The sequence below is a fragment of the Oryzihumus leptocrescens genome (assembly GCF_006716205.1).
Classification (GTDB): Bacteria; Actinomycetota; Actinomycetes; order Actinomycetales; family Dermatophilaceae; genus Oryzihumus; species Oryzihumus leptocrescens.
In genome coordinates, this window is the sequence record NZ_VFOQ01000001.1 from 1,928,953 (window position 1) to 1,951,798 (window position 22,846).

At 73.1% G+C, this 22,846-nt stretch carries 21 protein-coding genes; 11 read left to right on the forward strand and 10 right to left on the reverse strand.

Going from position 1 to position 22,846, the window contains the following annotated elements; genetic code table 11:
* The first annotated feature begins 74 nt into the window (after positions 1-74).
* Complete coding sequence (locus tag FB474_RS09075; RefSeq protein WP_141788344.1) at positions 75-266, forward strand: hypothetical protein; 192 nt, start codon at positions 75-77, stop codon at positions 264-266.
* 135 nt (positions 267-401) lie between these two features.
* Positions 402-821: a peptide-methionine (R)-S-oxide reductase MsrB gene (msrB, locus tag FB474_RS09080; RefSeq protein WP_141788345.1), complete on the forward strand. Its 420-nt coding sequence runs from the start codon at positions 402-404 to the stop codon at positions 819-821.
* A 97-nt stretch (positions 822-918) separates the two neighbouring features.
* Here msrB and FB474_RS09085 read toward each other — a convergent pair whose 3' ends face one another.
* The 6 genes from FB474_RS09085 to hemG form a co-directional block, all read right to left on the reverse strand.
* Positions 919-1,554, reverse strand: a complete 636-nt coding sequence (locus FB474_RS09085; RefSeq protein ID WP_141788346.1) for a maleylpyruvate isomerase N-terminal domain-containing protein — start codon at positions 1,552-1,554, stop codon at positions 919-921.
* 90 nt (positions 1,555-1,644) lie between these two features.
* A complete protein-coding gene (locus FB474_RS09090; protein WP_185746102.1) occupies positions 1,645-2,517 on the reverse strand; it encodes an alpha/beta fold hydrolase in 873 nt (290 codons plus the stop codon).
* On the reverse strand, positions 2,450-3,133 hold the full coding sequence (locus FB474_RS21415) for an HNH endonuclease signature motif containing protein (RefSeq protein ID WP_342778141.1): 684 nt from the start codon (positions 3,131-3,133) through the stop codon (positions 2,450-2,452). The genes FB474_RS09090 and FB474_RS21415 overlap by 68 nt, the downstream gene beginning before the upstream one ends.
* A 2-nt stretch (positions 3,134-3,135) precedes the next feature.
* Complete coding sequence (locus tag FB474_RS09100; protein ID WP_185746103.1) at positions 3,136-3,969, reverse strand: DUF222 domain-containing protein; 834 nt, start codon at positions 3,967-3,969, stop codon at positions 3,136-3,138.
* A gap of 403 nt (positions 3,970-4,372) precedes the next feature.
* Positions 4,373-5,074, reverse strand: a complete 702-nt coding sequence (hemQ, locus tag FB474_RS09105; protein WP_141788350.1) for a hydrogen peroxide-dependent heme synthase — start codon at positions 5,072-5,074, stop codon at positions 4,373-4,375.
* A 5-nt stretch (positions 5,075-5,079) separates the two neighbouring features.
* The gene (gene hemG, locus FB474_RS09110) at positions 5,080-6,498 is read right to left on the reverse strand and encodes a protoporphyrinogen oxidase (RefSeq protein WP_141788351.1); all 1,419 of its coding nucleotides are present in this window, start codon (positions 6,496-6,498) and stop codon (positions 5,080-5,082) included.
* Positions 6,499-6,618: 120 nt separating this feature from the next.
* Between hemG and FB474_RS09115 the strand changes: the two genes are divergently transcribed.
* A complete protein-coding gene (locus FB474_RS09115) occupies positions 6,619-7,626 on the forward strand; it encodes a DUF4349 domain-containing protein (RefSeq protein WP_141788352.1) in 1,008 nt (335 codons plus the stop codon).
* Here FB474_RS09115 and FB474_RS09120 read toward each other — a convergent pair.
* The 3 genes from FB474_RS09120 to FB474_RS09130 all read right to left on the reverse strand — a co-directional run bounded on the left by FB474_RS09120 (position 7,586) and on the right by FB474_RS09130 (position 10,439).
* Entirely contained in the window at positions 7,586-8,335 is a 750-nt protein-coding gene (locus FB474_RS09120; RefSeq protein WP_141788353.1) for a maleylpyruvate isomerase family mycothiol-dependent enzyme, read from the reverse strand. The genes FB474_RS09115 and FB474_RS09120 overlap by 41 nt on opposite strands.
* A gap of 132 nt (positions 8,336-8,467) precedes the next feature.
* Positions 8,468-9,514 (reverse strand): uroporphyrinogen decarboxylase, encoded by a 1,047-nt coding sequence (hemE, locus tag FB474_RS09125; protein ID WP_141788354.1) that lies wholly within the window; start codon positions 9,512-9,514, stop codon positions 8,468-8,470.
* Positions 9,515-9,608: 94 nt separating this feature from the next.
* Entirely contained in the window at positions 9,609-10,439 is an 831-nt protein-coding gene (locus FB474_RS09130; protein ID WP_141788355.1) for a DMT family transporter, read from the reverse strand.
* A 63-nt stretch (positions 10,440-10,502) separates the two neighbouring features.
* Between FB474_RS09130 and FB474_RS09135 the strand changes: the two genes are divergently transcribed.
* The 8 genes from FB474_RS09135 to FB474_RS09170 all read left to right on the forward strand — a co-directional run bounded on the left by FB474_RS09135 (position 10,503) and on the right by FB474_RS09170 (position 21,768).
* A complete protein-coding gene (locus tag FB474_RS09135; protein ID WP_141788356.1) occupies positions 10,503-11,084 on the forward strand; it encodes a DUF3000 domain-containing protein in 582 nt (193 codons plus the stop codon).
* Positions 11,085-11,106: 22 nt separating this feature from the next.
* A complete protein-coding gene (locus FB474_RS09140; RefSeq protein WP_141788357.1) occupies positions 11,107-12,387 on the forward strand; it encodes an HRDC domain-containing protein in 1,281 nt (426 codons plus the stop codon).
* Between the two features lie 112 nt (positions 12,388-12,499).
* Complete coding sequence (locus FB474_RS09145; RefSeq protein ID WP_141788358.1) at positions 12,500-13,717, forward strand: thiolase family protein; 1,218 nt, start codon at positions 12,500-12,502, stop codon at positions 13,715-13,717.
* On the forward strand, positions 13,717-15,840 hold the full coding sequence (locus FB474_RS09150; protein WP_141788359.1) for a 3-hydroxyacyl-CoA dehydrogenase NAD-binding domain-containing protein: 2,124 nt from the start codon (positions 13,717-13,719) through the stop codon (positions 15,838-15,840). Before FB474_RS09145 ends, FB474_RS09150 begins: the two co-directional genes overlap by 1 nt.
* A gap of 165 nt (positions 15,841-16,005) precedes the next feature.
* Positions 16,006-17,535 carry a helix-turn-helix domain-containing protein gene (locus tag FB474_RS09155; protein ID WP_141788360.1) on the forward strand — a complete coding sequence of 510 codons (1,530 nt, stop codon included), beginning with the start codon at positions 16,006-16,008 and terminating at the stop codon, positions 17,533-17,535.
* 95 nt (positions 17,536-17,630) lie between these two features.
* Positions 17,631-18,413: a 3-hydroxybutyrate dehydrogenase gene (locus FB474_RS09160; protein WP_141788361.1), complete on the forward strand. Its 783-nt coding sequence runs from the start codon at positions 17,631-17,633 to the stop codon at positions 18,411-18,413.
* Positions 18,414-18,512: 99 nt separating this feature from the next.
* A complete protein-coding gene (locus FB474_RS09165) occupies positions 18,513-19,865 on the forward strand; it encodes an MFS transporter (RefSeq protein WP_141788362.1) in 1,353 nt (450 codons plus the stop codon).
* Positions 19,866-19,911: 46 nt separating this feature from the next.
* Entirely contained in the window at positions 19,912-21,768 is a 1,857-nt protein-coding gene (locus tag FB474_RS09170; protein ID WP_141788363.1) for a helix-turn-helix domain-containing protein, read from the forward strand.
* Here the strand turns inward: FB474_RS09170 and FB474_RS09175 are convergent.
* Positions 21,752-22,708 (reverse strand): alpha/beta fold hydrolase, encoded by a 957-nt coding sequence (locus FB474_RS09175; protein WP_141788364.1) that lies wholly within the window; start codon positions 22,706-22,708, stop codon positions 21,752-21,754. The genes FB474_RS09170 and FB474_RS09175 overlap by 17 nt on opposite strands.
* Between the last annotated feature and the right edge of the window lie 138 nt (positions 22,709-22,846).

A 22,846-nucleotide genomic window follows, 5' to 3' on the forward strand; every position in this document is an offset into this window, starting at 1 on the left:
CCGCAACAGAATTCAGACATTTCGGCCTCTAGTGTCCTTCGCGTCCCCCGCAGTCCCCTCTCAGGAGCACTCCCATGCCCGCCGCCCCCGCCCTGCCCCGCTCCTCCTGGCAGGTCCTTGCCGCCTCGGCCGCCCTCGCGGTGACCGGCCTGATGCTCATCGACCTGCCGGCGGACTCCTCCGCCCGTGCCGACGCGGTCAAGGCGATCTTCGCCGAGCCGGCCGGACACCGCGGCGCCCCGCAGGCCATCGGCACGCGGCCCTGACAGGCGCGCCTGGCCGGCGCGGCCACGGCATACCGCGCTGGTATGCCGTGGCCCCGCCTGCGCGGGAACGTTCCGCCTGCCGGCAGGGTTGACCTGACCGTGAGCTGGTTCCGACGTCCCGTCAGGAGGACCCCCATGACCGACGAGCGCACCTACCCCGTAGCCCGGACCGAGGAGGAGTGGCGCGCCGAGCTCAGCCCCGCGGAGTACCAGGTGCTGCGCCAGGCCGGCACAGAGCGGCCGTGGACCGGCGAGTACACCGACACCAAGACCCAAGGCGTCTACTCCTGTCGCGCCTGCGGCGCGGAGCTGTTCCGCAGCGACACCAAGTTCGACAGCCACTGCGGGTGGCCGTCGTTCTACGCTCCCCTGGCCGAGGACCGGGTGCAGTACATCGAGGACAGCAGCCTGGGCATGAAGCGGGTCGAGGTCCGCTGCGCAAGCTGTGGCTCCCACCTTGGCCACGTCTTCGAGGGCGAGGGCTACGACGTGCCGACTGACCAGCGGTACTGCATCAACTCGATCAGCCTGCGCCTCGAGCCCACCGAGGGCTGACCGCAGCCACGCCGACGCCGCGACCACCACCCCTCGGGGTGGTGCGGCGTTTGTGGAGCGGTTGCTTCAGAAGCGCACTGGTTCTCAGCGCGGTGGTTCAGAGTGCGTTGATGCGCTCCGGGGCGCGCTCGGCGCGGGCCAGGGCCCGCAGCATCGCGGTCTGGCCGTGACGGCGCGCCGCCAGGCGGGCCAGCAGGTCGAGCACCGGCCCGAAGACCGCCTCGGGCAGGTCGCCCACCTCGACCCCCACGCTCACGGCCAGGTCGTCGCGGTGGACCGCGATCTCCATCATCCGGGTCGTGAGGTAGTCGTCCAGGGCCAGCGACCAGCCGACCCAGGGCAGCACCACGACACGGTCGGCCGGCTGCGCGGCCAGCAGCGCGGACAGCTTCTCGGTCACGTCCGCCACCTGCCCAGCAAGGGCCTGCGCCCCGTCCGCGGCCAGGGCCTCTCCCTCGTCCCGGATGCCGACGTTGATGTCGGACTCGAGCTCGGCGCCGACCCACGCGACGCTGGCGTAGTGCCCGAGCAGCGTCTTGGGCGCGTCGGCGCCGCTCTCACTGGCCAGGACATCAGGAACCTTGAGGACCTGGGTGGCCAGGTGGGCGGCGAGGCCACCGACGGTGAACCCCTCGCAGGCGCTCGGCTGCGACCAGCGCTCCGCGACCTCGGGATGTGCCAGCAGGGACTGCGCGGCCCGGGCGGCCTCGACGAAGGCCTCACGATGTGTCATGGCGCCCGATCGTAGGCGGCACCACCGACACCGGGCGTGTTCGGACGCACCCCGACAGACGCCCTTGCCCGCTGGGCCGACGTATGCCCGTCACCCGCCGAGGAAGTCAAGCACCGCCGACGACCAGGCCTGTGGCTGGTCGAAATGGGCCATGTGGCCCGCTTGGTCGAGGACCCGGAGGGACGTGGCCGGAACCGCAGCATGCAGTCGCTGTGCCACCTGCACGGGAAACCCCATGTCCTGTGCGCCGTGCAGGATGAGGATGGGCCCGACGAAATCACGCAGGGCTTGCTCTGGGTTGGTCGGCCGCCAGGCGTGTAGGCGGCCTTCACGGAATGGCCCCAGCCATTCGCCGGAGAAGGTCACTCCTTCCAGCAGCGCCAAGTACTCATCCAAGCGGTCAAGGTCCCAAATCGCGATGGGAGCCGCGTCAAGGGCCCATTGCACCGTTCCACGGACGCCCCTGTCGCCCTCACCGTGTCGACACTCCGCCCAGGCCGGCCGCGGGGCCCGAATCTGCAGTCTGCGCTCGTATTCCTGCCAACCGACGAGGTAGTGGTCCCCGCCGGCATATGCGGTGGTGGACGCAAGGATCAGCCGTCGAACGAGCCTGCGATGGGACTCGACGAACAACTGCGCTACCTGACCGCCGGTGGAAAAGCCGAGCAGGTCAACGGTGTGGTGACCGAGGGCCTGGATCAGCTGCGAGAGATCCTCCACCACGAACTCAGGTTGGTAACCGTCTGGGCCCAGACCACGAGTACTGCGGCCACAGCCGCGCATGTCGAACAGGATCACGTGACGGTGCAGGGAAACCGGCATGAGGCCCGGCAGCAGGTAGGTGTGGTCCCAGTCCGGCCCGCCGTGAATGACCACCAGCGGCGGCGAAGCGCCCTCATCTGGTCCTATCTCTCGGATGAACTGTGCAATGCCACCCACCTCGACGACGCTCGTGCGGTCCACTCGATGCTCCTCGGTCCGATTGCCGCCCGACGATAACCAGCCATGCCACCGGCCACAGACCAGTGGCACCCGGACACCGGGCAGCAGGTTGGGTCCGGCGGCGCACCCCCGCGAGATGACCCGCACGCCCCGTGCGGCTGCGTCCACCTGGGCATGCCGCCGGCCCGGCCCGCTCGGGCCGGGTGCTGGGCGGGGGCCTCAGGTGTGCCAGGTGACCCCGGTCGCGGTGACGGGTCGCGGTCCAGCCGCGCTGGTGCACGATCGTGTGGTGCCGCCCGCACAACAGGGCCGCGTTGGACACGTCGGTGGCCCCGCCGTTGGCCCAGTGGGTGACGTGGTGACCGTCGCACCACCACGGCGGCGCGTTGCAGCCCGGGATGGTGCAGCCGCCGTCGCGTAACCACAGGTGCTTCAGCTGGGCCGGGGTGAAAAGCCTTCTTGTGCGGCCGAGGTCGAGGACCTCGCCCTGGCTGCCGAGGACGACGGGGATGACCGCCGCGTCGCAGGCGATCCTCCGCACCGTCTCCGGGCCCAGCAGCGTGCCATTGCCCAGCGCGCTGCCGTTGCCCAGCACCGTCCCGGACCCGCAGGCGTCCTTGAGGTCCTGGAAGTCCATGGTCACGAAGACCTGTGCCTTGGTCTGCGCCGGCGCCTCACCCCCGCCGCCGTCGAGCGCCGGCACGCCTCCACCAGGGCGTCGCCGCGCCGCTGGTCCGAGGGGCGCAGGTCGGAGAGACCGTCGACGGGGTTCGGCGCGGACAACGGACCGATCGCGGCCTCCAACACGCTCGCCCCCTCGGGGTCCAGGCGCAGCTGGTACTCCACCATCCCGTCATCGGCCCGCCCCGCCGACAACGACACCCCGTGCCTGAGCCGGTCCTGGCGGACCTGGAACTCGCCCTGGCGCCCGTAGGTGGCGATGATCCGCTCCCGCAAACCCCGCACCTCCCGCGGGCCCGCCTCCCCGGCGACCTGCAGGAACCCCTCCCAGACCGTGGGCAGCGCCGCCGGGGTCAGCCGCGGGCCGAGCTTGTGCATCTCGGTCAGCGCGACCGCCGCGCAGCGCACCCCGACCCGGCCGGCCAGCACGCACGAGCGCAGCCGCCGCACCGACCCGTGGTCCAGGACGTGCGCCGCCCGCGCCCCCACCGGCATCCCGATGCACGCCTGCGCGACCTTGACCAGGTCACCCGCGCCACCGGCCCGGTAGGACGGCGCCCACTCCAACACCCACCCCGCCGCCGTCGCACATGTCGAGGAGGCCACCTCGCCCCGCTCCAGGCCCTCGGCCAGCACCGAGACCTGGGCCGCCTCCACCAACCGCCGCAACACATCCAGCCGACCCATCGCCGGGCCCAGGTCCGACCCCTGGCACTGGTGCACCACCTGGTCCAGCCGGGTCAACGCCTCCGCCGCCGCATCCACCACGGCGAACCGGTCCGCGAACGACACCGCCGCCGCACCACCCGACGCAGCACCTGCCGACCCCGCACCGCCAGGCGATCCCGACCGCGCCGCGGGCACGCCACCGGACCCGCTGGCCACGGCCCCCTGGTGACGATCCCCCTGATGCATGATTCGAACATATATTCGATCACTGACAGCACTCCGCCCATGCGCACGGTCGACGCGGAGGGGCGGCCAGCGCAAAGGGGCGACGGGAGCCCGGGAGGGTACGTCAGACCGCGCCAGCCTCAAGCCGTGCCGGCCACACGTGCCCCTCAGGACCGCAGCGGCTCAGAGCGCAGGCCCAGCGGACCGGACCGAGCTCGACCGAGCCGGCCACGCGGCATACCGGCAGACGGCAGCGCCCACCGTCCCCAAGGGAGGGTGGGCGCTGTGAGCCAGGCGAGGGTCAGGGCAGCGTGGCCAGCAGGTCGGCGACCTCGACGCGGGGGCCGGTGAAGAACGGCACCTCCTCGCGCACGTGCAGCCGGGCCTTGGCGGCGCGCAGCTCGCGCATGAGGTCGACGATCCGGTGCAGCTCGTCGGCCTCGAAGGCCAGCACCCACTCGTAGTCGTTCAGCGCGAACGACGCGATCGTGTTCGCCCGCACGTCGGGGTACTCGCGGGCCATCATCCCGTGCTCGACGAGCATGTCGCGGCGCTCCTTGTCCTCCAGGAGGTACCAGTCGTAGGAGCGCACGAACGGGTAGACGCAGATGTAGCGTTTGGGGTCCTCTCCGGCCATGAACGCCGGGATGTGGCCCTTGTTGAACTCGGCCGGGCGGTGCAGCGCAGCCACCGACCACACCGGGGCCAGGTGCCGCCCGAGCTCGGTGCGCCGCAGCCGGTGGTAGGCCGACTGCACGTCCTCGATCCGCTCCGAGTGCCACCACACCATGAAGTCCGCGTCGGCGCGCAGCCCGGCCACGTCGTAGACGCCGCGCACCACCACGCCCTGTTCGGCGACCTCGGCGAAGAGCGCCTCGACCTCGGCGGCGAGCTTGGCCCGGTCCTCCGGCAACGGGGCGCTGACCTTGAAGACCGACCACATCGCGTAGCGGATGGAGTCGTTGATCTCGCGGATCTGGCTGGCGCTGGGCTTCGGGCTCATGGGCCTCATTCTCCCCCGCCGGTGACCCGGTCCTGCAGGTGGGTGGCGACGGCGAGCGCCGCCCCCCGCCCGGAGGCGATACAGGCCGGGATGCCCACCCCCTGGTATGCCGCGCCGGCGACTTCCAGCCCCGGCAGGCCCGCCACCGCCTCACCGATCCGGGCCACGCGCTCGACGTGGCCGACGGCGTACTGCGGCAGCGCGCCGCCCCACCGCTGGACGTGTGCGTCGACCGGCGCCGGCAGCCGGCCACCGAGCGCCTCGCCGACCTCCTTGCGGGCCACCGCAACCAGGTCCTGGTCGGCCCGCTGGAGGTCCGCCTCCTCGCCGTGGCGGCCGATCGAGGCGCGCAGCACCACGAGGTCACCGGCCGCCTCGGCCACCCAGCCCCACTTGGCGCTGCTGAAGGTCGACGCCTTGATCGTGCGCCCCTCGACCGGGGGCACGAGGAAACCCGAGCCGGGCATCGGCGGCATCCCGGCCCGAGGCAGGACCAGGCTGACGATCGCCATGGACGCGTAGTCGACCCCGGCCAGCTCGGTCGACGCGGGCGCGCTGTGCGGGGCGAGAAGCCTGGCGGCAGGGGCCGCGGGCACCGACAGGACGACCGCGTCCACGTCCAGCGCCACCGGGGCGGGCACCGGCCCGGTGACCAGGCGCCAGCCACCGGGCGTGCGCTCCAGCGACCGGACGATGGTGTCGCTGACGACGCGCACACCCCGGGCGACGAGGGCGGCGTGCAGCGACTCGGCCAGTGTCGCCATCCCGCCGCGCAGGCCGGCGAAGACCGGGGTGCCGTTGGCGGCCGCTGCTGACGCGGCCCGTTCCGCCGCCACCGTCAGGGGCTCACCCCGCACCGCAGCCTGCCACAGCGCAGGGACCGTGGCCTGCAGGGACAGCAGGCGGGCGTGCCCGGCATACACGCCACCGAGCAGCGGCTCGACCAGGCGGTCGACGACCGCCGGCCCGACCCGCTCGGCGACGTAGTCCCCGACCGACACGTCCTGGGTCAGCGGCGTCACGGGCAGGTCGCGCTCCTGCTCGTCCCGCGCGATCTCCTCGGCGTCGAGCAGCCCGAGCGCCGCCGCCGGGTTGGCCGGCACCCCCATGAGGGTGCCGCCGGGCATGGGGTGCAAGGCGCCGCGCGACCAGACACTGGCGCGGGTGGTGGCGGGGTGGGCCAGCGCTCCGGCCAGACCGATCTCGGTGGCCAGGTCCAGGCCCTCGGGCCGACGCGCCAGCATCGACTCGGCGCCCACGTCGATCCGCACCCCGCCGACGACGGCCGAGCGCAGCTTGCCCCCGGGACGGTCGGACGCGTCCAGCACGACCACCTCGGCACCGGGCAGGTCGTGGACCAGCTGCCATGCCGCCGCCAGCCCGCTGATCCCGCCACCGACCACGGCCACCCTGGTGCTCGCCATGGCCGCAGCCTCTCAGCCCCGTGACCGGATCGAAACCGTGGGTCAGGAACTCCCGTCCGGGCCGGGGCCTCCAACTGGCACGTACGGCAGCCCGACCGACCACCACCCCGGAGGCCCGCCATGGACCCACGCACCGCACTGGACCCGCACACCGCACCTCTGCTGCACCGCTCGCCCCGCACCCGGACCCGGCGCGCCCGCGTGGCCGCCGTCGCCGGGGCGCTCCTCGTCGCCGCCCTGGCCGGCTGCAGCTCCTCGGCCAACTCCATGTCAGGCGCGGCCGGCGCCTCGTCGCAGGTCGGTGGCTCGTCCGTCTCCGGCGACCAGAAGGCGCCAGCGGCCCCGGGCGCGTCTTCGCCCGGCTCGCAGGCGGTCACGCAGGTGGTGGCCGCGGAGCGCAAGATCACCCGGACCGCGAGCCTGGCCATCCAGGTCAAGGACGTCGCCGTCGCCGCGAGCGCGGTGCGGGCGGTGGCCGAGGGGGTCGACGGGTTCGTGCTCAACGAGCAGCTCGGCAGGGATGGTGGCCCCCAGCCCCTGAACGGCGCCACCCCCAGCCAGGCGTTCAACGGCTTCGGCACGATCACGTTGTCCGTCCCGGCCGACCGGCTCGACGCCACGACCGACCAGCTCGCCCGCGTCGGCACGGTCCTGTCCCGCAGCACGACCAGCCAGGACGTCACCGACCAGTACGTCGACACCGCGAGCCGGGTCAAGACGATGCAGGCGAGCCTGGACCGGGTGCGCGCACTCCTCGCCCAGGCGACAAACATCGGCCAGGTCGTCTCGCTGGAGTCCGAGCTGAGCCGCCGGGAGGCCGACCTGGAGTCGCTGCAGGCCCAGCTGGCCGCGCTCAAGGGCAGCGTGGACCGCTCGACCGTGACGGTCACGCTCAGCACGCCGGCGGTCGTCGCGGCCACGGTGGACGACACCGGCTTCCTGGCCGGTCTGCGCCAGGGCTGGCACGCCTTCCAGACGTCGGTCACCGCGGTGCTCACCGTCGTGGGTGCGCTCCTGCCGTTCGCGGCCCTGGTCGGCCTCGTCGGGTGGCCGCTCTGGCGCTGGCTGCGCCGCCGTCAGGCCGGAGTCACCGCGTCGCCAGCGCCAGCCGCTCCCGGAGCTCCGTGACCATGGCCTCCTCACCCGAGACGGCCGGGCGCGGACCGCGACCCCACAGCCACAGCAGCACCTCCGAGGGCTCACCCGCGACGGTGGCGACGGCCCCACCGGTCGCGCCCCGCAGGACGTCGACGTGGCCCGGCCCGAGGGTGACCTCCCAGTCGTGGCCGCCGCTGGACACCACCACGGCGGCCCCGCTGGCGGTCCCCACCGGGGCGTCGCTCCAGTCGCCCGCGAGCATGATCGTCAGCACCTCGTCGACCCCGTCGACGGCGAGGTCCGCCGCGATCGGTGTGCCCTCACCGGCCGCGCTCTCGACGTCGCGGCGGTGCACCGAGGTCTCGTGCGCCATGCGCCGCACCCAGAACCCGACGCTCTGGTCCGGCGGCCACCAGGTCCGGGCGTGCTCGGCCGGGTCGCGCGCGTCGAGCTCGGCCACCAGCTGCCCGTGGGCGTCGACGATGAGCCCGAGCGGCTCGGCCTCCTCGATCCCCTCCGGGGGCCACGGGTCGGGCCAGTCGCCGCGCCGCATCGTCTCGACCTTGTGCAGGTAGACCAGCGCGGTGTGCCGCAGCACGTCCGCCCCGACCCATCCCTCGCACTCGGGCACCGGGCGGTCCAGGGCACGCGGGGCCACCGACCGCAGGCGGGCGAAGTCCTCCTCGAGGACCTCGCGGTAGCGCCGGGCAGCCAGGCCGTAGGGGTAGAGCTCGCTCATGACCCGACCGTAGGGCCCGGCGCCGACAGGCGCGTGCCGGACGTGCGTGCCGGACGGTGCGTGCCGGACGTGCGCCTGCTCCCCCCGGTGTGCCGGGTCGTCGCCCGCGCTGACGGGCGCGTCGCACCCGCGTCAGCGCGCGGACACCTCGTGCACCAGCTCGACGACGCGGGTCAGCACGTCGGGGTCGGTCGAGGGCAGCACCCCGTGGCCGAGGTTGAAGATGTGCCCGGGTGCCGCCTTCCCCTCCTCCACGATCGAGCGGACCTTGGCCTCCAGGGCCTCCCACGGCGCGAACAGCAGCGCCGGGTCGAGGTTGCCCTGCACGGCATACCGGTCTCCGAGGCGGGCGACCGCATCGGTGAGTGAGACCCGGAAGTCGACCCCGACGACGTCCGCCCCGGCGGCCCCCATCGAGGCGAGCAGCTCGCCGGTCCCGACCCCGAAGTGGATCTTCGGCACGTCCAGGCCGGACACGGCCGCGAGCGCCGCTGCGGAGTGCGGCTGGACGAACCGCTCGTAGTCCGTCCGCGGCAGCGCGCCGACCCACGAGTCGAACAGCTGCACCGCCGACGCGCCCGCCGCGGCCTGCACCCGCAGGAACTCCCCGGAGATCTGCGCCAGCCGGGCGCACAGGTCGTGCCAGAGCTGCGGGTCGCCGTACATCAGCGCCTTGGTGTGCTCGTGGTTCTTCGACGGCCCGCCCTCGACGAGGTAGGACGCCAGGGTGAACGGCGCCCCGGCGAACCCGATCAGCGGGGTGTCGCCGAGCTCGGCCACGAGCAGGCGCACCGCCTCGGTGATGTAGGGGACGTGCTCGGGGGTCAGCTCCGGCAGCCGGTCGAGGTCGGCGCGGGTGCGCACCGGCTTGGCCACGACGGGGCCCACCCCGGCGACGATGTCGAGGTCGACGCCCACGGCCGCGAGCGGCACGACGATGTCGCTGAAGAAGATCGCGGCGTCCACCCCGTGGCGGCGCACGGGCTGCAGCGTGATCTCGGTGACGAGGTCGGGCCGGCGGCAGGACTCCAGCATGCCCACGCCCTCGCGCACGGCGCGGTACTCCGGCAGCGACCGGCCGGCCTGGCGCATGAACCACACCGGGGTGTGCGGCACGGACTGCCGGCGGGCGGCGCGGACCAGGGGGCTGTCGAGCAGGGGCGTGGGGGCGTCAGTCACCCGTGAATCCTCCCACGCAGCAGCAGCCCCTCCGTCACCTCGTGGCGGCCACCCACCGTCCGCCCGCCACCGCCCGCACAGGCACCGGCACCGCTCAGACCGGCACGGTCATCCCGACGACGCCGAGGACGGTGAGGGCGACCCCGGCCAGCTGTACCCACCGCAGCCGCTCGTGCAGCAGATACCGCGCCCAGACCACGGTCACCACGGGGTAGAGGGAGCCGAGCACGCTGGCGACGCTGACCAGCCCGCGCGAGGAGGCGAAGGCGAACAGGCCGTTGGCAGTGACGTCGCCCAGGCCGATGGCTGCCAGGGCCGGCACGTCGCGGCGCCGGGTGCCGGCCACGCTGCGCAGGGCGAGGGCAGCGGTCCCGAACAGCAGCACGCTGACCAGGCGCATCCCCCACAGGGTGTCCAGCAGCGAGACGCGCGCGCCCCGGTCGAGGCAGTACAGCGCGAGGCCGAACCCGACCGCAGCCAGGCACGCCAGGACCACCGGGCGGGGCGGCACGGCGCCGCTGAGCTCGGGGCCGGAGGCCAGCGCGGCGCCGAGCACCGCCACCGCCATGCCGGCCCAGGCCAGCGCCGCCGGCTGCTCGCCGCCCAGCAGGCCGAGCACCACCGGGACGACGGCGCCGAGGGAGGAGATCGGGGCGACGACCCCCATGGTCCCCGAGCCCAGCGCGGCGTAGAAGCTCACGAGCCCGAGGGTGCCCGAGAGCCCGGCGGCGAGCGCCCACCCGGGCCAGCCGTGGAAGGACAGGTCGGGCAGCCGCACCAGCACGACCACGCTGAGCGCGACGAACGCGCACGCCTGGGAGACCCCCACCACCGCCGGCGCGGCCAGGCTGCGGGAGCGCAGCCCCGCGAAGAAGTCGGACGTGCCCCACACCGCACTCGAGGCCAGGGCCAACAACGCCAGCATCGCCGCACCGTATCCCGGCGCGCCGCGGGTCACGTCCACCCCCGATCGGCTTACCCTCATGGTGTGGGTGGTCGAGGTCTCCCCGGTGACAGCCCGGTTGAGTTCACACGCGCGCTCCAGGAGCTGCGCGACGCGCGGATGCGCCCGGAGGTGCGTCTCACCGAGGTGCCCGCACCCCAGCGGATCGCCCCGTATGCCGTGGCCCTCACCGCCGAGGTCGTCTCCCAGCGCGCCGACGAGGAGCTGGCCTCCGGCCGGTTCGTGCTGCTGCACGACCCGTCGGAGCCGGAGCCGTGGGGCGGGCCCTGGCGGGCGGTGACCTTCGCCCGGGCCGAGCTCGAGGCCGAGCTCGCCAACGACCCCATGCTGGGGGCCGTCGGCTGGTCCTGGCTGGTCGACGCCCTCGACGGGCGCGGCGCCCACCACACCGCCGAGGCCGGGACGGTGACCCGCGTGGTGTCGGAGAGCTTCGCCGGCCTCGCGGACCGCCGGGCCAGCGTCGAGATGGAGGTGCGAGCCTCCTGGACGCCGACGGACGACGCCCTCGGCACCCACCTGCAGGCGTGGGCCGACCTGCTGTGCACGGTGGCCGGCCTGCCACCGCTGCCCGAGGGTGTCGTGGCGCTGCCTGCGCAGCGCCGATGAGCCCATCGCCTAGGTTGGGGACGTGAACACCGGATCCACCGAGCCCGTCGAGGACGTCACCGACGACGTCACCGAACCCGTCCTGACGCCCCTGGAGCAGCCCGCCGACGGGGTCCCCGACGTGGTGGTCGACGAGCGCCGGCTGGTCGAGGCGGCCCGGGCCCTCGCGGATGGCTCCGGCCCGCTGGCGATCGACGCCGAGCGTGCCTCGGGCTACCGCTACGGCCAGCGGGCCTACCTCGTCCAGCTGCGCCGGAAGGGCTCAGGCACGTGGCTGATCGACCCGATCGCCTGCCCCGACCTCTCGCCCGTCGCCGAGGCGATCGCAAACGTCGAGTGGGTGCTGCACGCCGCCACCCAGGACCTGCCCTGCCTGGCCGAGGTGGGGCTGCGACCGACCCGGCTGTTCGACACCGAGCTCGGCGCCCGGCTGGTCGGCCTGCCCCGCGTGGGCCTCGCCGCCGTCGTGGAGCACTACCTCGGGCTGAGCCTGGCCAAGGAGCACTCCGCCGTCGACTGGTCCACCCGGCCGCTGCCGGAGCCGTGGCTGCTCTACGCCGCCCTCGACGTCGAAGTGCTCGTGGAGGTCCGCGACCACGTCGCCGCCGACCTGGAGGCCCAGGGCAAGACCGGCTGGGCGATGGAGGAGTTCGACGCCCTCACCCGCTTCACCGGCCCCCCGCCCCGGGTGGACCCCTGGCGGCGCACGTCGGGCATGCACAAGGTCCGCAACCGCCGCACCGCCGCGATCGTGCGCGAGCTGTGGCAGGAGCGCGACGCCATGGCGGTCGAGCGCGACGTCTCCCCCGGTCGCGTGCTGCCCGACGCCGCCTTGATCGAGGTCGCGCTGAGCGCCCCGGCCACGGCCGAGGAGCTGCCCAACGGCCACCCCGGCCGGCTGGCCCGACGCAACTCCCGCACCTGGCTGGGTGCGGTCGCCAAGGCCAAGCGGATCCCCGACCACGACCTGCCGCTGCTGACCCTCAAGGCCGACGGCCCGCCGCCGGCGCGGTCCTGGGCCGACCGTGACCCGGTCGCGGCCGCCCGCCTGGCCGACGCCCGGGCCGCGATGGCCGAGTTCGCCCACGAGCACTCCGTGCCGGTGGAGAACGTCCTGTCCCCCGACTCCCTGCGCCGGGTGCTGTGGACCCCTCCGGAGCCGGCGACCGAGGCGTCGCTGCGCGAGGCGCTGACGGCGCTCGGCGCCCGGCGGTGGCAGTGCGACATCGCCGTGCCGATCATCGAGGCGGCCATCGCCGCGCATCCCAAGGACGACGTCAGGGACGACGACGCCACGGCGTGACGGCTCTCACCCGGCAGGGCCGGTGTCAACGGTTGTTACTCGCGAGTAGCATCGGCGGTGACCGGGGGACACACCCCCGGGTTGACCAGACCCCGCTCCCAGGGAGGCACCCGTGCCCCGCACACTGCGTGAGGTCGTCTTCGTCGATGGCGTCCGTACGCCGTTCGGCAAGGCCGGCGAGAAGGGCATCTACGCCCAGACGCGCGCCGACGACCTCGTCATCCACTGCATCCGCGAGCTGCTCCGCCGCAACCCCGACCTCCCGCCGGAGCGCGTGGAGGAGGTGGCCCTCGCGGCCACCACGCAGATCGGCGACCAGGGCCTGACCCTCGGGCGCGTGGCCGGCCTCCTGTCCGGCCTGCCGAAGACCACCCCGGGCTACTCGGTGGACCGCATGTGCGCCGGCGCCATGACCGCGGTGACCAACACCGCCTCCAGCATCGCCTTCGGCTCCTACGAGGTCGCCATCGCCGGTGGCGTCGAGCACATGGGCCGCCACCCCATGGGTGAGGGCGTCGACCCCAACCCGCGCATCGTCGCCGAGAAGCTGGTCGACCCCTCCGCGCTGGTCATGGGCTCCACCGCGGAGAACCTGCACGACCGCTTCCCGCAGCTGACCAAGGAGCGCTCCGACGCCTTTGCCGTCGGCAGCCAGAACAAGCTCGAGAAGGCTTACGCCAACAACAAGATCCAGCGCGACCTGGTGCCCGTGGCCACTCGCCACGAGGAGCTCGGCTGGGGTCTGGCCACGGTCGACGAGCCGCCGCGCCCCGGCACCACGATCGACAACCTCACCGGCCTGAAGACCCCCTTCCGCCCGCACGGCCGGGTCACCGCCGGCAACAGCGCCGGCCTCAACGACGGTGCCACCGCGTGCATCCTCGCCTCCGAGGAGGCCGCCCGGGAGCTCGGCCTGCCGGTGCGGATGCGCCTGGTCGGCTACTCCTTCGTGGGTGTCGAGCCCGAGGTCATGGGCATCGGTCCGGTCCCGGCGACGGAGAAGGCCCTCAAGCAGGCCGGCCTGACCATCGAGGACATCGGCCTGTTCGAGCTCAACGAGGCGTTCGCGGTGCAGGTGCTCGCGTTCCTCGACCACTTCGGCATCGCCGACGACGACCCGCGTGTCAACCAGTACGGCGGCGCCATCGCCACCGGCCACCCGCTCGCCAGCTCCGGCGTGCGCCTGATGACCCAGCTCGCCCGCCAGTTCGAGGAGCACCCCGAGGTCCGCTACGGCCTCACCGCGATGTGCATCGGCATCGGCATGGGCGGCGCGGTCATCTGGGAGAACCCGCACCACGCCGACTACGGCAAGGAGGACGCAGCCTGATGACTGCCACCGACATCGACTTCTCCGCGGTCTTCCCCGACGAGGTCATCACCCACACGCGGGTCCGCGACATCGACCTGCCCGGCGGCGCGGGCACCTTCGCCCTCATCACGCTGGACAACGGCTTCGACCACACCAAGCCCAACACCCTCGGCCCGGCCACGCTCGTCGGCCTGTCGAAGGCCCTGGACGCACTGAAGGTCCGCGCCGAGGCCGGCGAGATCGTCGGCGTGGGTGTCACCGGCAAGCCGTTCATCTTCGCCGTCGGCGCCGACCTCAAGGGCGTCTCCCACCTCACCGGGCACGACCAGGCGCTGCTCATCGGCCGCCTCGGCCACGAGACCTTCGCCAAGCTCGAGGACCTGCCGGTCCCGACGTTCGCGTTCACCAACGGGGCGGCGCTCGGCGGCGGCGTGGAGATCGGGCTGTCCTGCGACTACCGCACGATCTCCTCGGGCGTGCCGATCTGGGCGCTGCCCGAGTGCTTCCTCGGCCTCGTCCCCGGCTGGGGCGGCTGCTTCAAGCTCCCCAACCTCATCGGCGTCGAGAAGGCCCTCAAGGTCATCGTCGAGAACTCGCTCAACATGAACCGCATGCTCAAGGGCCCGCAGGCCTTCGAGCTCGGCGCCGCCGACGTGATGTTCGAGCCGGTCACCTTCCTCGAGGACTCCCTCGCCTGGGCGGCCGACGTCATCACCGGCAAGGTGACCGTGCAGCGACCCGAGGTCGACCGCGACGAGCAGAAGTGGGAGGCCGCCATCGCCGCGGCCAAGGGCTTCGCCGACCTCAAGACCGGTGGCGCGGCGCCCGCGCCGTACCGCGCCCTCGAGCTGGTCTCGCAGGCCCGCACCGCGCGCCGCGACGAGGCGTTCGCCGCCGAGGACCAGACGCTGGCCGACCTCATCATGGGCGAGGAGCTGCGCGCGGGCCTGTACTCCTTCGACCTGACCCAGAAGCGGGCCAAGCGCCCGGTGGGTGCCCCGGACAAGTCCCTGGCGCGCAAGGTCACCAAGGTCGGCATCGTCGGCGCCGGTCTCATGGCCAGCCAGCTCGCGCTGCTGTTCATCCAGCGCCTCGAGGTGCCGGTCGTCATGACCGACCTCGACCAGGAGCGCGTGGACAAGGGCGTCGGCTACGTGCACGCCGAGGTCGACAAGCTGCTCGGCAGGGGTCGGATCGGCCACGACAAGGCCAACCGCCTCAAGGCCCTCATCACCGGGTCGACGAGCAAGGAGGGCTTCGCCGACGCCGAGTTCGTCATCGAGGCCGTCTTCGAGGAGATGTCGGTCAAGAAGCAGGTCTTCGCCGAGGTCGAGGCCGTGGTCTCCCCCGAGGCGGTCCTCGCGACCAACACCTCCTCCCTGTCGATCACCGAGATGGCCCGGGACCTGAAGAACCCCGAGCGGGTCGTGGGCTTCCACTTCTTCAACCCGGTCGCGGTCATGCCGCTGCTGGAGATCGTCAAGGGCGAGGCGACCGACGACGCCACGCTCGCGACGGCCTTCGCCACCGGCAAGGCGCTGAAGAAGACGACGATCCTGGTCAAGGACTCCCCCTCGTTCATCGTCAACCGCCTCCTCGGCCGCTTCATGGGCGAGGTCGCCAAGGTCGTCGACGAGGGCACCCCGATCGAGGTGGCCGACCGGGCCTTCGCCGGGCTCGCGCCGATGCCGCCGTTCATCCTGCTCGGGCTCGTCGGCCCGGCGATCGCGCTGCACAACAACGAGACCCTGGCCCGGGCCTTCCCCGAGCGCTTCTACGTCTCGGAGAACCTGCGCCGCATCGTCGAGGCGAAGAAGCCGGCCATCTACATCTGGCCCGAGGGCAAGCCGGTCGTCGACCCCGAGGTCGAGGCGCTGTTCGAGAAGCCGGCCGACCCGGTCGTGCTCACCACCGAGCAGGTCCGCGAGCGGGTGCTCTCCGTCCTCGCCGAGGAGGCCCGCCTCATGCTCGACGAGGGCGTCGCCGCCGGCCCGCAGGACATCGACCTGGCCATGATCACCGGCGCCGGGTTCTCCTTCTGGAACGGCGGCCTGACCCCGCTGCTGGACCGCACCGGCGTCGCCGAGAAGGTCACCGGCCAGCGCTTCCTGCCCCCGGGCGTGGCCAGCGTCCCGGCCTGACCCCCGCACCGCCACGCGTGGCCGGCATACCCACCAGGTATGCCGGCCACGCGCCTGTCCGGGCACCCGCACGTTGACGGCGGGCGGTATGTGGTGATTACCTCGCAGAGGTCGCCGCCGGCGGCGTGGGTCGCTGGTATCTCACATGTGATCTACACTCGGTGCATGAGTGAGGACTACCTGGCCCGGATCGGCACCCTCATCCGAGACGCCCGTCGCCACAAGAGCATGACTCAGAACGAACTTGCTCTCGCGCTGGGCACCAGCCAGAGCGCCGTCGCCCGGATCGAACAGGGCAAGCAGAATCTCAGTCTTGAGATGCTCGCGCGCATCGGCGAGTGCCTCGACTCCGAGTTCGTCTCCCTCGGCCACTCCGGCGCCCAGCACCTGCGCATCGTCGGCGGCACCAAGCTCTCCGGTGCCATCGACGTCAAGACCAGCAAGAACGCCGCGGTCGCGCTGCTCTGCGCGTCGCTGCTCAACCGCGGCCGCACCACGCTGCGCAACCTCGCGCGCATCGAGGAGGTCAACCGCATCCTCGAGGTGCTGACCAGCATCGGGGTCAAGGCCCGCTGGCTCCCGGACAGCAACGACCTCGAGCTCGTCCCGCCGGCCCGCCTCGACCTCGCCGGCATCGACGTCGACGCCGCGCGGCGCACCCGCACCGTGATCATGTTCCTCGGGCCGCTGCTGCACGAGTACCCCGAGTTCCAGCTGCCCTACGCCGGCGGCTGCGACCTCGGCACCCGCACGGTCGAGCCGCACATGAGCGCCCTGCGCCCGTTCGGCCTCAACGTCACCGCGCACAGCGGCTTCTACGAGGCCCGGGTCGACGGCGACGTGACCCCCGGCCGGCCGATCGTGCTCACCGAGCGCGGCGACACCGTGACCGAGAACGCGCTGCTGGCCGCCGCCCGCCACGAGGGCGTGACGGTCATCCGCAACGCCTCCCCCAACTACATGGTCCAGGACCTGTGCTTCTTCCTGGAGAAGCTCGGCGTGCGGATCGAGGGGATCGGCAGCACCACGCTCACCGTCCACGGCCGGCGCGAGATCGACATGGACGTGGAGTACTCCCCCTCCGAGGACCCCATCGAGGCGATGAGCCTGCTCGCGGCCGCGGTCGTCACCGAGTCCGAGATCACGATCCGCCGGGTGCCGATCGAGTTCCTCGAGATCGAGCTGGCCCAGCTGGAGCTCATGGGGATGAAGTACGACATCACCCAGGAGTACCGCTCGGCCAACGGGCACACGCGCCTGGTCGACCTGACCACGATCCCCGGCCCGCTCGTGGCGCCGACGGACAAGATCCACCCGATGCCGTTCCCCGGCCTGAACATCGACAACCTGCCGTTCTTCGCGATCATCGCCGCGTGCGCCGAGGGCACCACGATGATCCACGACTGGGTCTACGAGAACCGCGCCATCTACCTGACCGAGCTGACCAAGGTCGGCGCGCGCGTGCAGCTGCTCGACCCGCACCGCGTGATGATCGAGGGCCCGACCCGCTGGCGTGCCACCGAGGTCATCTGCCCGCCGGCGCTGCGCCCGGCCGTGGTCATCCTGCTGGCGATGCTGGCCGCCCCGGGCACGTCGGTCCTGCGCAACGTCTACGTGATCAACCGTGGCTACGAGGAGCTGGCCGAGCGCCTCAACGCCCTCGGCGCCACGATCGAGACCTTCCGCGACATCTGAGCAGGGGGCCAGCGGCCGGCCACACAGCTCCTCGATGAACTGTGTGGCCGGCACACACGGCACAGCGTGGTGAGGCGGTCCTAGCCTCGGGCCTCATGCCGCACGACGCCTCCTCACCGAACCCGCCCGCCGACGCCTCCCTGCGCGGCCGGACCGCCCTGGTCACCGGCGCCGCGAGCGGTATCGGCGCGGCGTGCGTCGAGCGCCTCGCCGCGGCCGGCGCCGCTGTCGTGGCGGTCGACCGGGACGAGGCCGGGCTCAAGAGGTTCGACCAGCTGCCCGCGGTCGAGCCCCTCGCCTGCGACCTGGCCGACCTCGACGGCATCACCGACCTGCCCGCCGCGGTCGACATCCTCGTCAACAACGCCGGCGTGCAGCACGTCGCGCCGATCGAGGAGTTCCCCACCGAGCGCTTCGACCTCATCCTGGCGCTGATGCTGCAGTCCCCCTTCCGCCTCATCCGGCACGTGCTCCCCCACATGTATGCCGGCGGCTGGGGTCGCGTGGTCAACGTCTCCAGCGCGCACGGGCTGCGCGCCAGCGCCTACAAGTCGGCCTACGTCAGCGCCAAGCACGGCCTCGAGGGCCTGTCCAAGGTCGTCGCCCTCGAGGGCGCCGCCCATGGCGTCACGAGCAACTGCGTCAACCCGGCCTACGTGCGAACCCCGTTGGTGGAGAAGCAGATCGCCGACCAGGCGGCGGCGCACGGCATCGAGGAGTCCGAGGTCGTCAACGAGGTCATGCTCGCCCCGGTCGCCGTCAAGCGGCTGATCGAGCCCGGGGAGGTGGCCGACCTCGTCGCCTTCCTCTGCGGCCCGTCGTCGGCGTCCATCACCGGCGCCGCCTACACGATGGACGGCGGCTGGACCGCCCACTGAGGACCCCGGGTGGCCGGGGACCTCGAAGGACCCGGCCACCCGGCATACCGCACCACCGTTTCGCCCCACCCTCACCACCCACCCACACCAGGAGCCAGCATGGCCAGCACCCTTGTGTCCGAGCCGACGACGGGGCGCAGATCCCCGATCGCGCGGATCGTCGGCGCCAGTCTGATCGGCACGACCGTCGAGTGGTACGACTTCTTCCTCTACGGCGTCGCCGCCGCGGCGGTCTTCCCCCACGTGTTCTTCCCGAACGCCAAGGACCCGCTGCAGGCCACGCTGCTCAGCTTCGCGACGTACTGGATCGGCTTCGTCTTCCGCCCGCTCGGCGGCCTGGTCTTCGGCCACTTCGGTGACCGGATCGGCCGCAAGAAGCTCCTGGTGCTCTCCCTGCTCATGATGGGCGTCGCGACCTTCGGGATCGGCCTGCTGCCGGGCTACGCCCAGGTGGGCGCGCTGGCCCCGGTGCTGCTGACCGTCCTGCGCTGCGTCCAGGGCTTCGCCCTCGGCGGCGAGTGGGGCGGTGCGGTCCTCATCGTCTCCGAGCACGGCGAGCCCGGCCGGCGCGGCTTCTGGGCCTCCTGGCCGCAGGCGGGTGCCCCCGCCGGTCAGCTCATCGCCAACGGCGTCCTGGCGATGCTGGCGGTCTTCCAGGACGACGCGGCATTCCTGTCGTGGGGCTGGCGCATCCCGTTCCTGCTCTCGGCCGTCCTGGTCATCATCGGCCTGTGGGTCCGCCTGCAGGTCGAGGAGTCCCCGCTGTTCAAGGCCGCGCGCGAGCGGGCCGAGGTGCGGGCCTCCGAGGGCACCGTCGACAAGCTCCCGCTGCTGGACGTGCTGCGCCGCTACCCCCGCGAGATCCTCACCGCCATGGGCGCGCGCATGGCCGAGAACGTCGCGTACTACATCTTCACCATCGTCATCACGACCTACGTGGTCGAGCAGCTGAAGCTGCCGAAGTCGTTCGCGCTCAACGCCGTGCTCATCGCGGCCGCGATCCACTTCTGCACCATCCCGATGTGGGGCGCGCTGTCCGACCGCATCGGCCGCAAGCCGGTCTACCTCATCGGCGCCGTCGGAGTTGGTGTGTGGGCGTTCGTCTTCTTCGCGATGCTCAACACCAAGAGCTTCCCGCTCGCGGTCATCGCGGTCATCGTCGGCCTGCTGTTCCACGGCGCGATGTACGGCCCGCAGTCGGCGTTCTTCGCCGAGCTGTTCGGCACCAAGGTCCGCTACTCGGGTGTGTCCATCGGCTACCAGCTGGCCTCGATCATCGCCGGTGGCCTGGCGCCGATCATCGCCGTGGACCTGCTGGCGAGCTACCACAGCGGCAGCGCGATCGCCGTCTACGTCGCGATCTGCTCGGTGATCTCCGTGGTGGCCGTGCTGTCCTACCGCGAGACCCGGCAGCGCGACCTGGCCACGATCACCAAGGGTGAGGTCGCCTGACCGTCCCCCCGCGGCGCCGGCGCGGGGCTGCCTAGGATCGGGCGTGATGTCCACTCCTGCAGACCCCGCGCTGACGCTGCTCACGCTCCTCGCCTCCGGGGCGTCGGCCGCCGAGCTCTCGGCCGTCGACGCCCCGGAGGCGCGTGCGCTGGCCCTCCGGGTGCGGGCCGCGTTCGACACCCGCCGCCGGCGTGAGGCCGAGCTGAGTGCCCTGGTCGACACCGCCCGCGACCTCGCCTCGATGCGTGACCCGGCCGGAGTCCTCGACGCGATCGTGCGTCGCGCCCGCACCCTGCTGCAGACCGACGTGGCCTACCTGACCCTCGCCGACCCGGAGGCGGGCGACACCTACATGCGCGCCACGGACGGCTCGGTCTCGGCGCGGTTCCAGACCGTCCGGCTGAGCCTCGGCGCCGGGCTCGGTGGCCTCGTGGCGTCCACCCACATGCCGTACTGGACGGCCGACTACCCCCAGGACCAGCGGTTCCGGCACACCAAGACGATCGACAGCGCCGTCGGTGACGAGGGGCTGGTCGCCATCTGCGGCACCCCGCTGCTCGTCGAGGAGCAGTTCGTCGGCGTCCTCTTCGCGGCCAACCGCTCGCCGCGTCCGTTCAGCCACGACGAGGTGTCGCTGCTCGGCTCGCTGGCCGCGCTGGCCGCGGTGTCGATCGTGACCACGCGCGCGGCCGCCGAGACGGCCGAGGCGCTGGCCGCGCTCTCCGAGGCGCACGACGTCGCCCGGCGGCACGTCAGCGGCGTCGAGCGGGCCGCCGCGGCGCACGACCGGTTCGCCGAGCTGGTCCTGCAGGGCGGCGGCGTCGACGACATCACCGGCGCCCTCGTGGAGCTGCTCGGCGGGTGGGCCGTGCTGCTGGACCCCGACGGCACGCGCGTCGGCACCGCCGGACGGTCCGCGCCCCGGCCTGCCGCGGGCGGCTCCCCCGACCCGCTCGCCTGCGCACCGGCGGTCCAGGCCACGCACGCCTCCGGCCGCCTGGCCACCGAGGACGGCGTCTGGGCGGTCAGCGTCACCGCGGCGCACGAACGGCTGGGCACCCTCGTCGTCGGCGGTGTCGGCCGGCTCGACGAGGCCGACGAACGCACCCTTGAGCGCGCCGGCGTGGTGAGCGCCCTGGTGCTGCTGTTCGAGCGGGCCGCCGTCGACGCCTCGTTGCGGGTCGTCACCGACCTGGTCTCCGACCTGGTCAGCGGCCGGGGCGACGCCCCGGCGCGGCAGACCCGCGCCCGGGCCCACGGCCTGGACCTGACCGCACCGCACTGCGTGCTGGTCGTCAAGGGGCGCGAGGGCGAGTCGCGGCGGGCGCTGGTGCTCTCGGCCCAGGCGGGCACCGGCCCGGGCTCGGTGGTGGGCGAGCACGACGGCGACGTCGTGGCGCTCGTGCCGTCCGAGGACCCCGATGCGGCGGCGACCCACCTGGCCACCCGGCTCTCGCGCGGCGCGCCGGTCACCGTCGGCGCGGCCGGCCCGGTCCGCTCGGTCGAGGAGCTGCCCGCCGCCCACGCCGAGGCGCGGCGCACGGCGGCGGCACTGGTCGCGCTGGGTCGCCGGGGCGCCGGCGCCTCGACGGAGGCGCTCGGCTTCGCCGGCCTGGTGGTCGGCTCCGACCCGGACGTGGCCTCCTACGTCGCGCGCGTCCTCGGGCCGGTGTCCGCCTACGACGCCCAGCGCGGCAGCGAGCTCGTCAAGACGCTGGAGACCTACTTCGCGGCCGGGTCCAGCCCGCGGCACGCCGCGACGGCCCTGCACGTGCACGTCAACACGGTCGCCCAGCGGCTCGAGCGCGTGGCCACCCTGCTCGGGTCGGACTGGCAGCACCCCGACCGGGCGCTGGAGCTGCAGCTGGCGTTGCGGCTGCGCCGGCTCATGCCGGCTGGCTGACCAGCTGCCGTTGCACCGCCGCCGTGACCGCCTCGACCCCGTCCGGGGCGAGGATCACCGAGTAGTGGTTGGCGCCACTGACCCCGGTGACCCGCACCTGCTCGGGCACGCCGAGCGCCGCCAGGCGCTGCTCGTCGTACAGGCCCTGGGGCTCGTCCATCAGGCCCCGCTGAGCCCACAGGAGCTCCACGGGCACCCCTGCCGCGACAGTGGCGCCGACCGCGGCGTGCACCTCCGGGGAGGCCAGCAGGTCGCGGCCGTCGGCGCGGACCGCGTCGAGGATGCAGGAGCTCACCACCTCCGGACCGTCCTGGACGAGGTCGTGGCGCAGGTAGCGGTGCAGCGTGGCCGCGCCGACCGGGTCGGCGAGGATGCCCTTCATCGCGGGGTGCGGCTCCCAGAAGGCCAGGTAGGCCTGCTCGTCCGCGAAGCGCATGGACAGCCGCTGCATCGCCGGCCCGATGACCGCGGTCAGGGCGGCGTCGATGTCGGTCTTGGCGGGCACCGGCAGGGACAGGCCGCCGTCGACGAGCACCGCCGCGCGGACCCGGTCGGGGTGGCGCGCGGCCGTCAGGGCCGCGACGAACGCGCCCATCGAGTGCCCCAGCAGCACCACCTCGCGAGCGCCGAAGGCGTCGGCGACCCCGATCACGTCGGCCACGTGCGCGTCGAGCCCCCAGGGACCGGTGATGTCCCGGCTGCAGGCCCGGCCGCGCAGGTCGGGGGCCAGCACCCGCGCCGAGCCCGGGCCGAGGCGGTCCCCGAGGGCGTCGGCCACCATCCGCCAGGACAGCGCGTTGGCGGTGATGCCGCGCAGCGCGAGGACCAGCGGCCGGTCCTGCTCGCTGCCGCGGGGTTCGCCCTGCGGCAGGGTCAGGTCGTGGACCCCGAGCGACCCGCCCGGCCGGTCGATGCGGTACTGCGGCTCAACCTCAGGCACAGTGCCCTCCAGCTCGTCTCGGAGGGGGCCGGCCCGGTCGGTGCCGGCCCCGTGTCGCCAACCTAGGCCAGGGACGGGTGCCAGGCGCTGGCAGCGGGCACCACAACGCCGCCCATCGGGTGTGCGCGCCGCCCACTG

Excerpts from the sequence above, each read along its gene's own strand:
- FB474_RS09075 (WP_141788344.1), top strand. The coding sequence starts at position 75 with ATGCCCGCCGCCCCCGCCCTGCCCCGCTCCTCCTGGCAGGTCCTTGCC.
- msrB (WP_141788345.1), top strand. The coding sequence starts at position 402 with ATGACCGACGAGCGCACCTACCCCGTAGCCCGGACCGAGGAGGAGTGG.
- FB474_RS09085 (WP_141788346.1), bottom strand. The coding sequence starts at position 1,554 with ATGACACATCGTGAGGCCTTCGTCGAGGCCGCCCGGGCCGCGCAGTCC.
- FB474_RS21415 (WP_342778141.1), bottom strand. The coding sequence starts at position 3,133 with ATGGACTTCCAGGACCTCAAGGACGCCTGCGGGTCCGGGACGGTGCTG.
- hemQ (WP_141788350.1), bottom strand. The coding sequence starts at position 5,074 with ATGAGCCCGAAGCCCAGCGCCAGCCAGATCCGCGAGATCAACGACTCC.
- hemG (WP_141788351.1), bottom strand. The coding sequence starts at position 6,498 with ATGGCGAGCACCAGGGTGGCCGTGGTCGGTGGCGGGATCAGCGGGCTG.
- FB474_RS09115 (WP_141788352.1), top strand. The coding sequence starts at position 6,619 with ATGGACCCACGCACCGCACTGGACCCGCACACCGCACCTCTGCTGCAC.
- FB474_RS09120 (WP_141788353.1), bottom strand. The coding sequence starts at position 8,335 with ATGAGCGAGCTCTACCCCTACGGCCTGGCTGCCCGGCGCTACCGCGAG.
- FB474_RS09130 (WP_141788355.1), bottom strand. The coding sequence starts at position 10,439 with ATGCTGGCGTTGTTGGCCCTGGCCTCGAGTGCGGTGTGGGGCACGTCC.
- FB474_RS09150 (WP_141788359.1), top strand. The coding sequence starts at position 13,717 with ATGACTGCCACCGACATCGACTTCTCCGCGGTCTTCCCCGACGAGGTC.
- FB474_RS09155 (WP_141788360.1), top strand. The coding sequence starts at position 16,006 with ATGAGTGAGGACTACCTGGCCCGGATCGGCACCCTCATCCGAGACGCC.
- FB474_RS09160 (WP_141788361.1), top strand. The coding sequence starts at position 17,631 with ATGCCGCACGACGCCTCCTCACCGAACCCGCCCGCCGACGCCTCCCTG.
- FB474_RS09165 (WP_141788362.1), top strand. The coding sequence starts at position 18,513 with ATGGCCAGCACCCTTGTGTCCGAGCCGACGACGGGGCGCAGATCCCCG.
- FB474_RS09170 (WP_141788363.1), top strand. The coding sequence starts at position 19,912 with ATGTCCACTCCTGCAGACCCCGCGCTGACGCTGCTCACGCTCCTCGCC.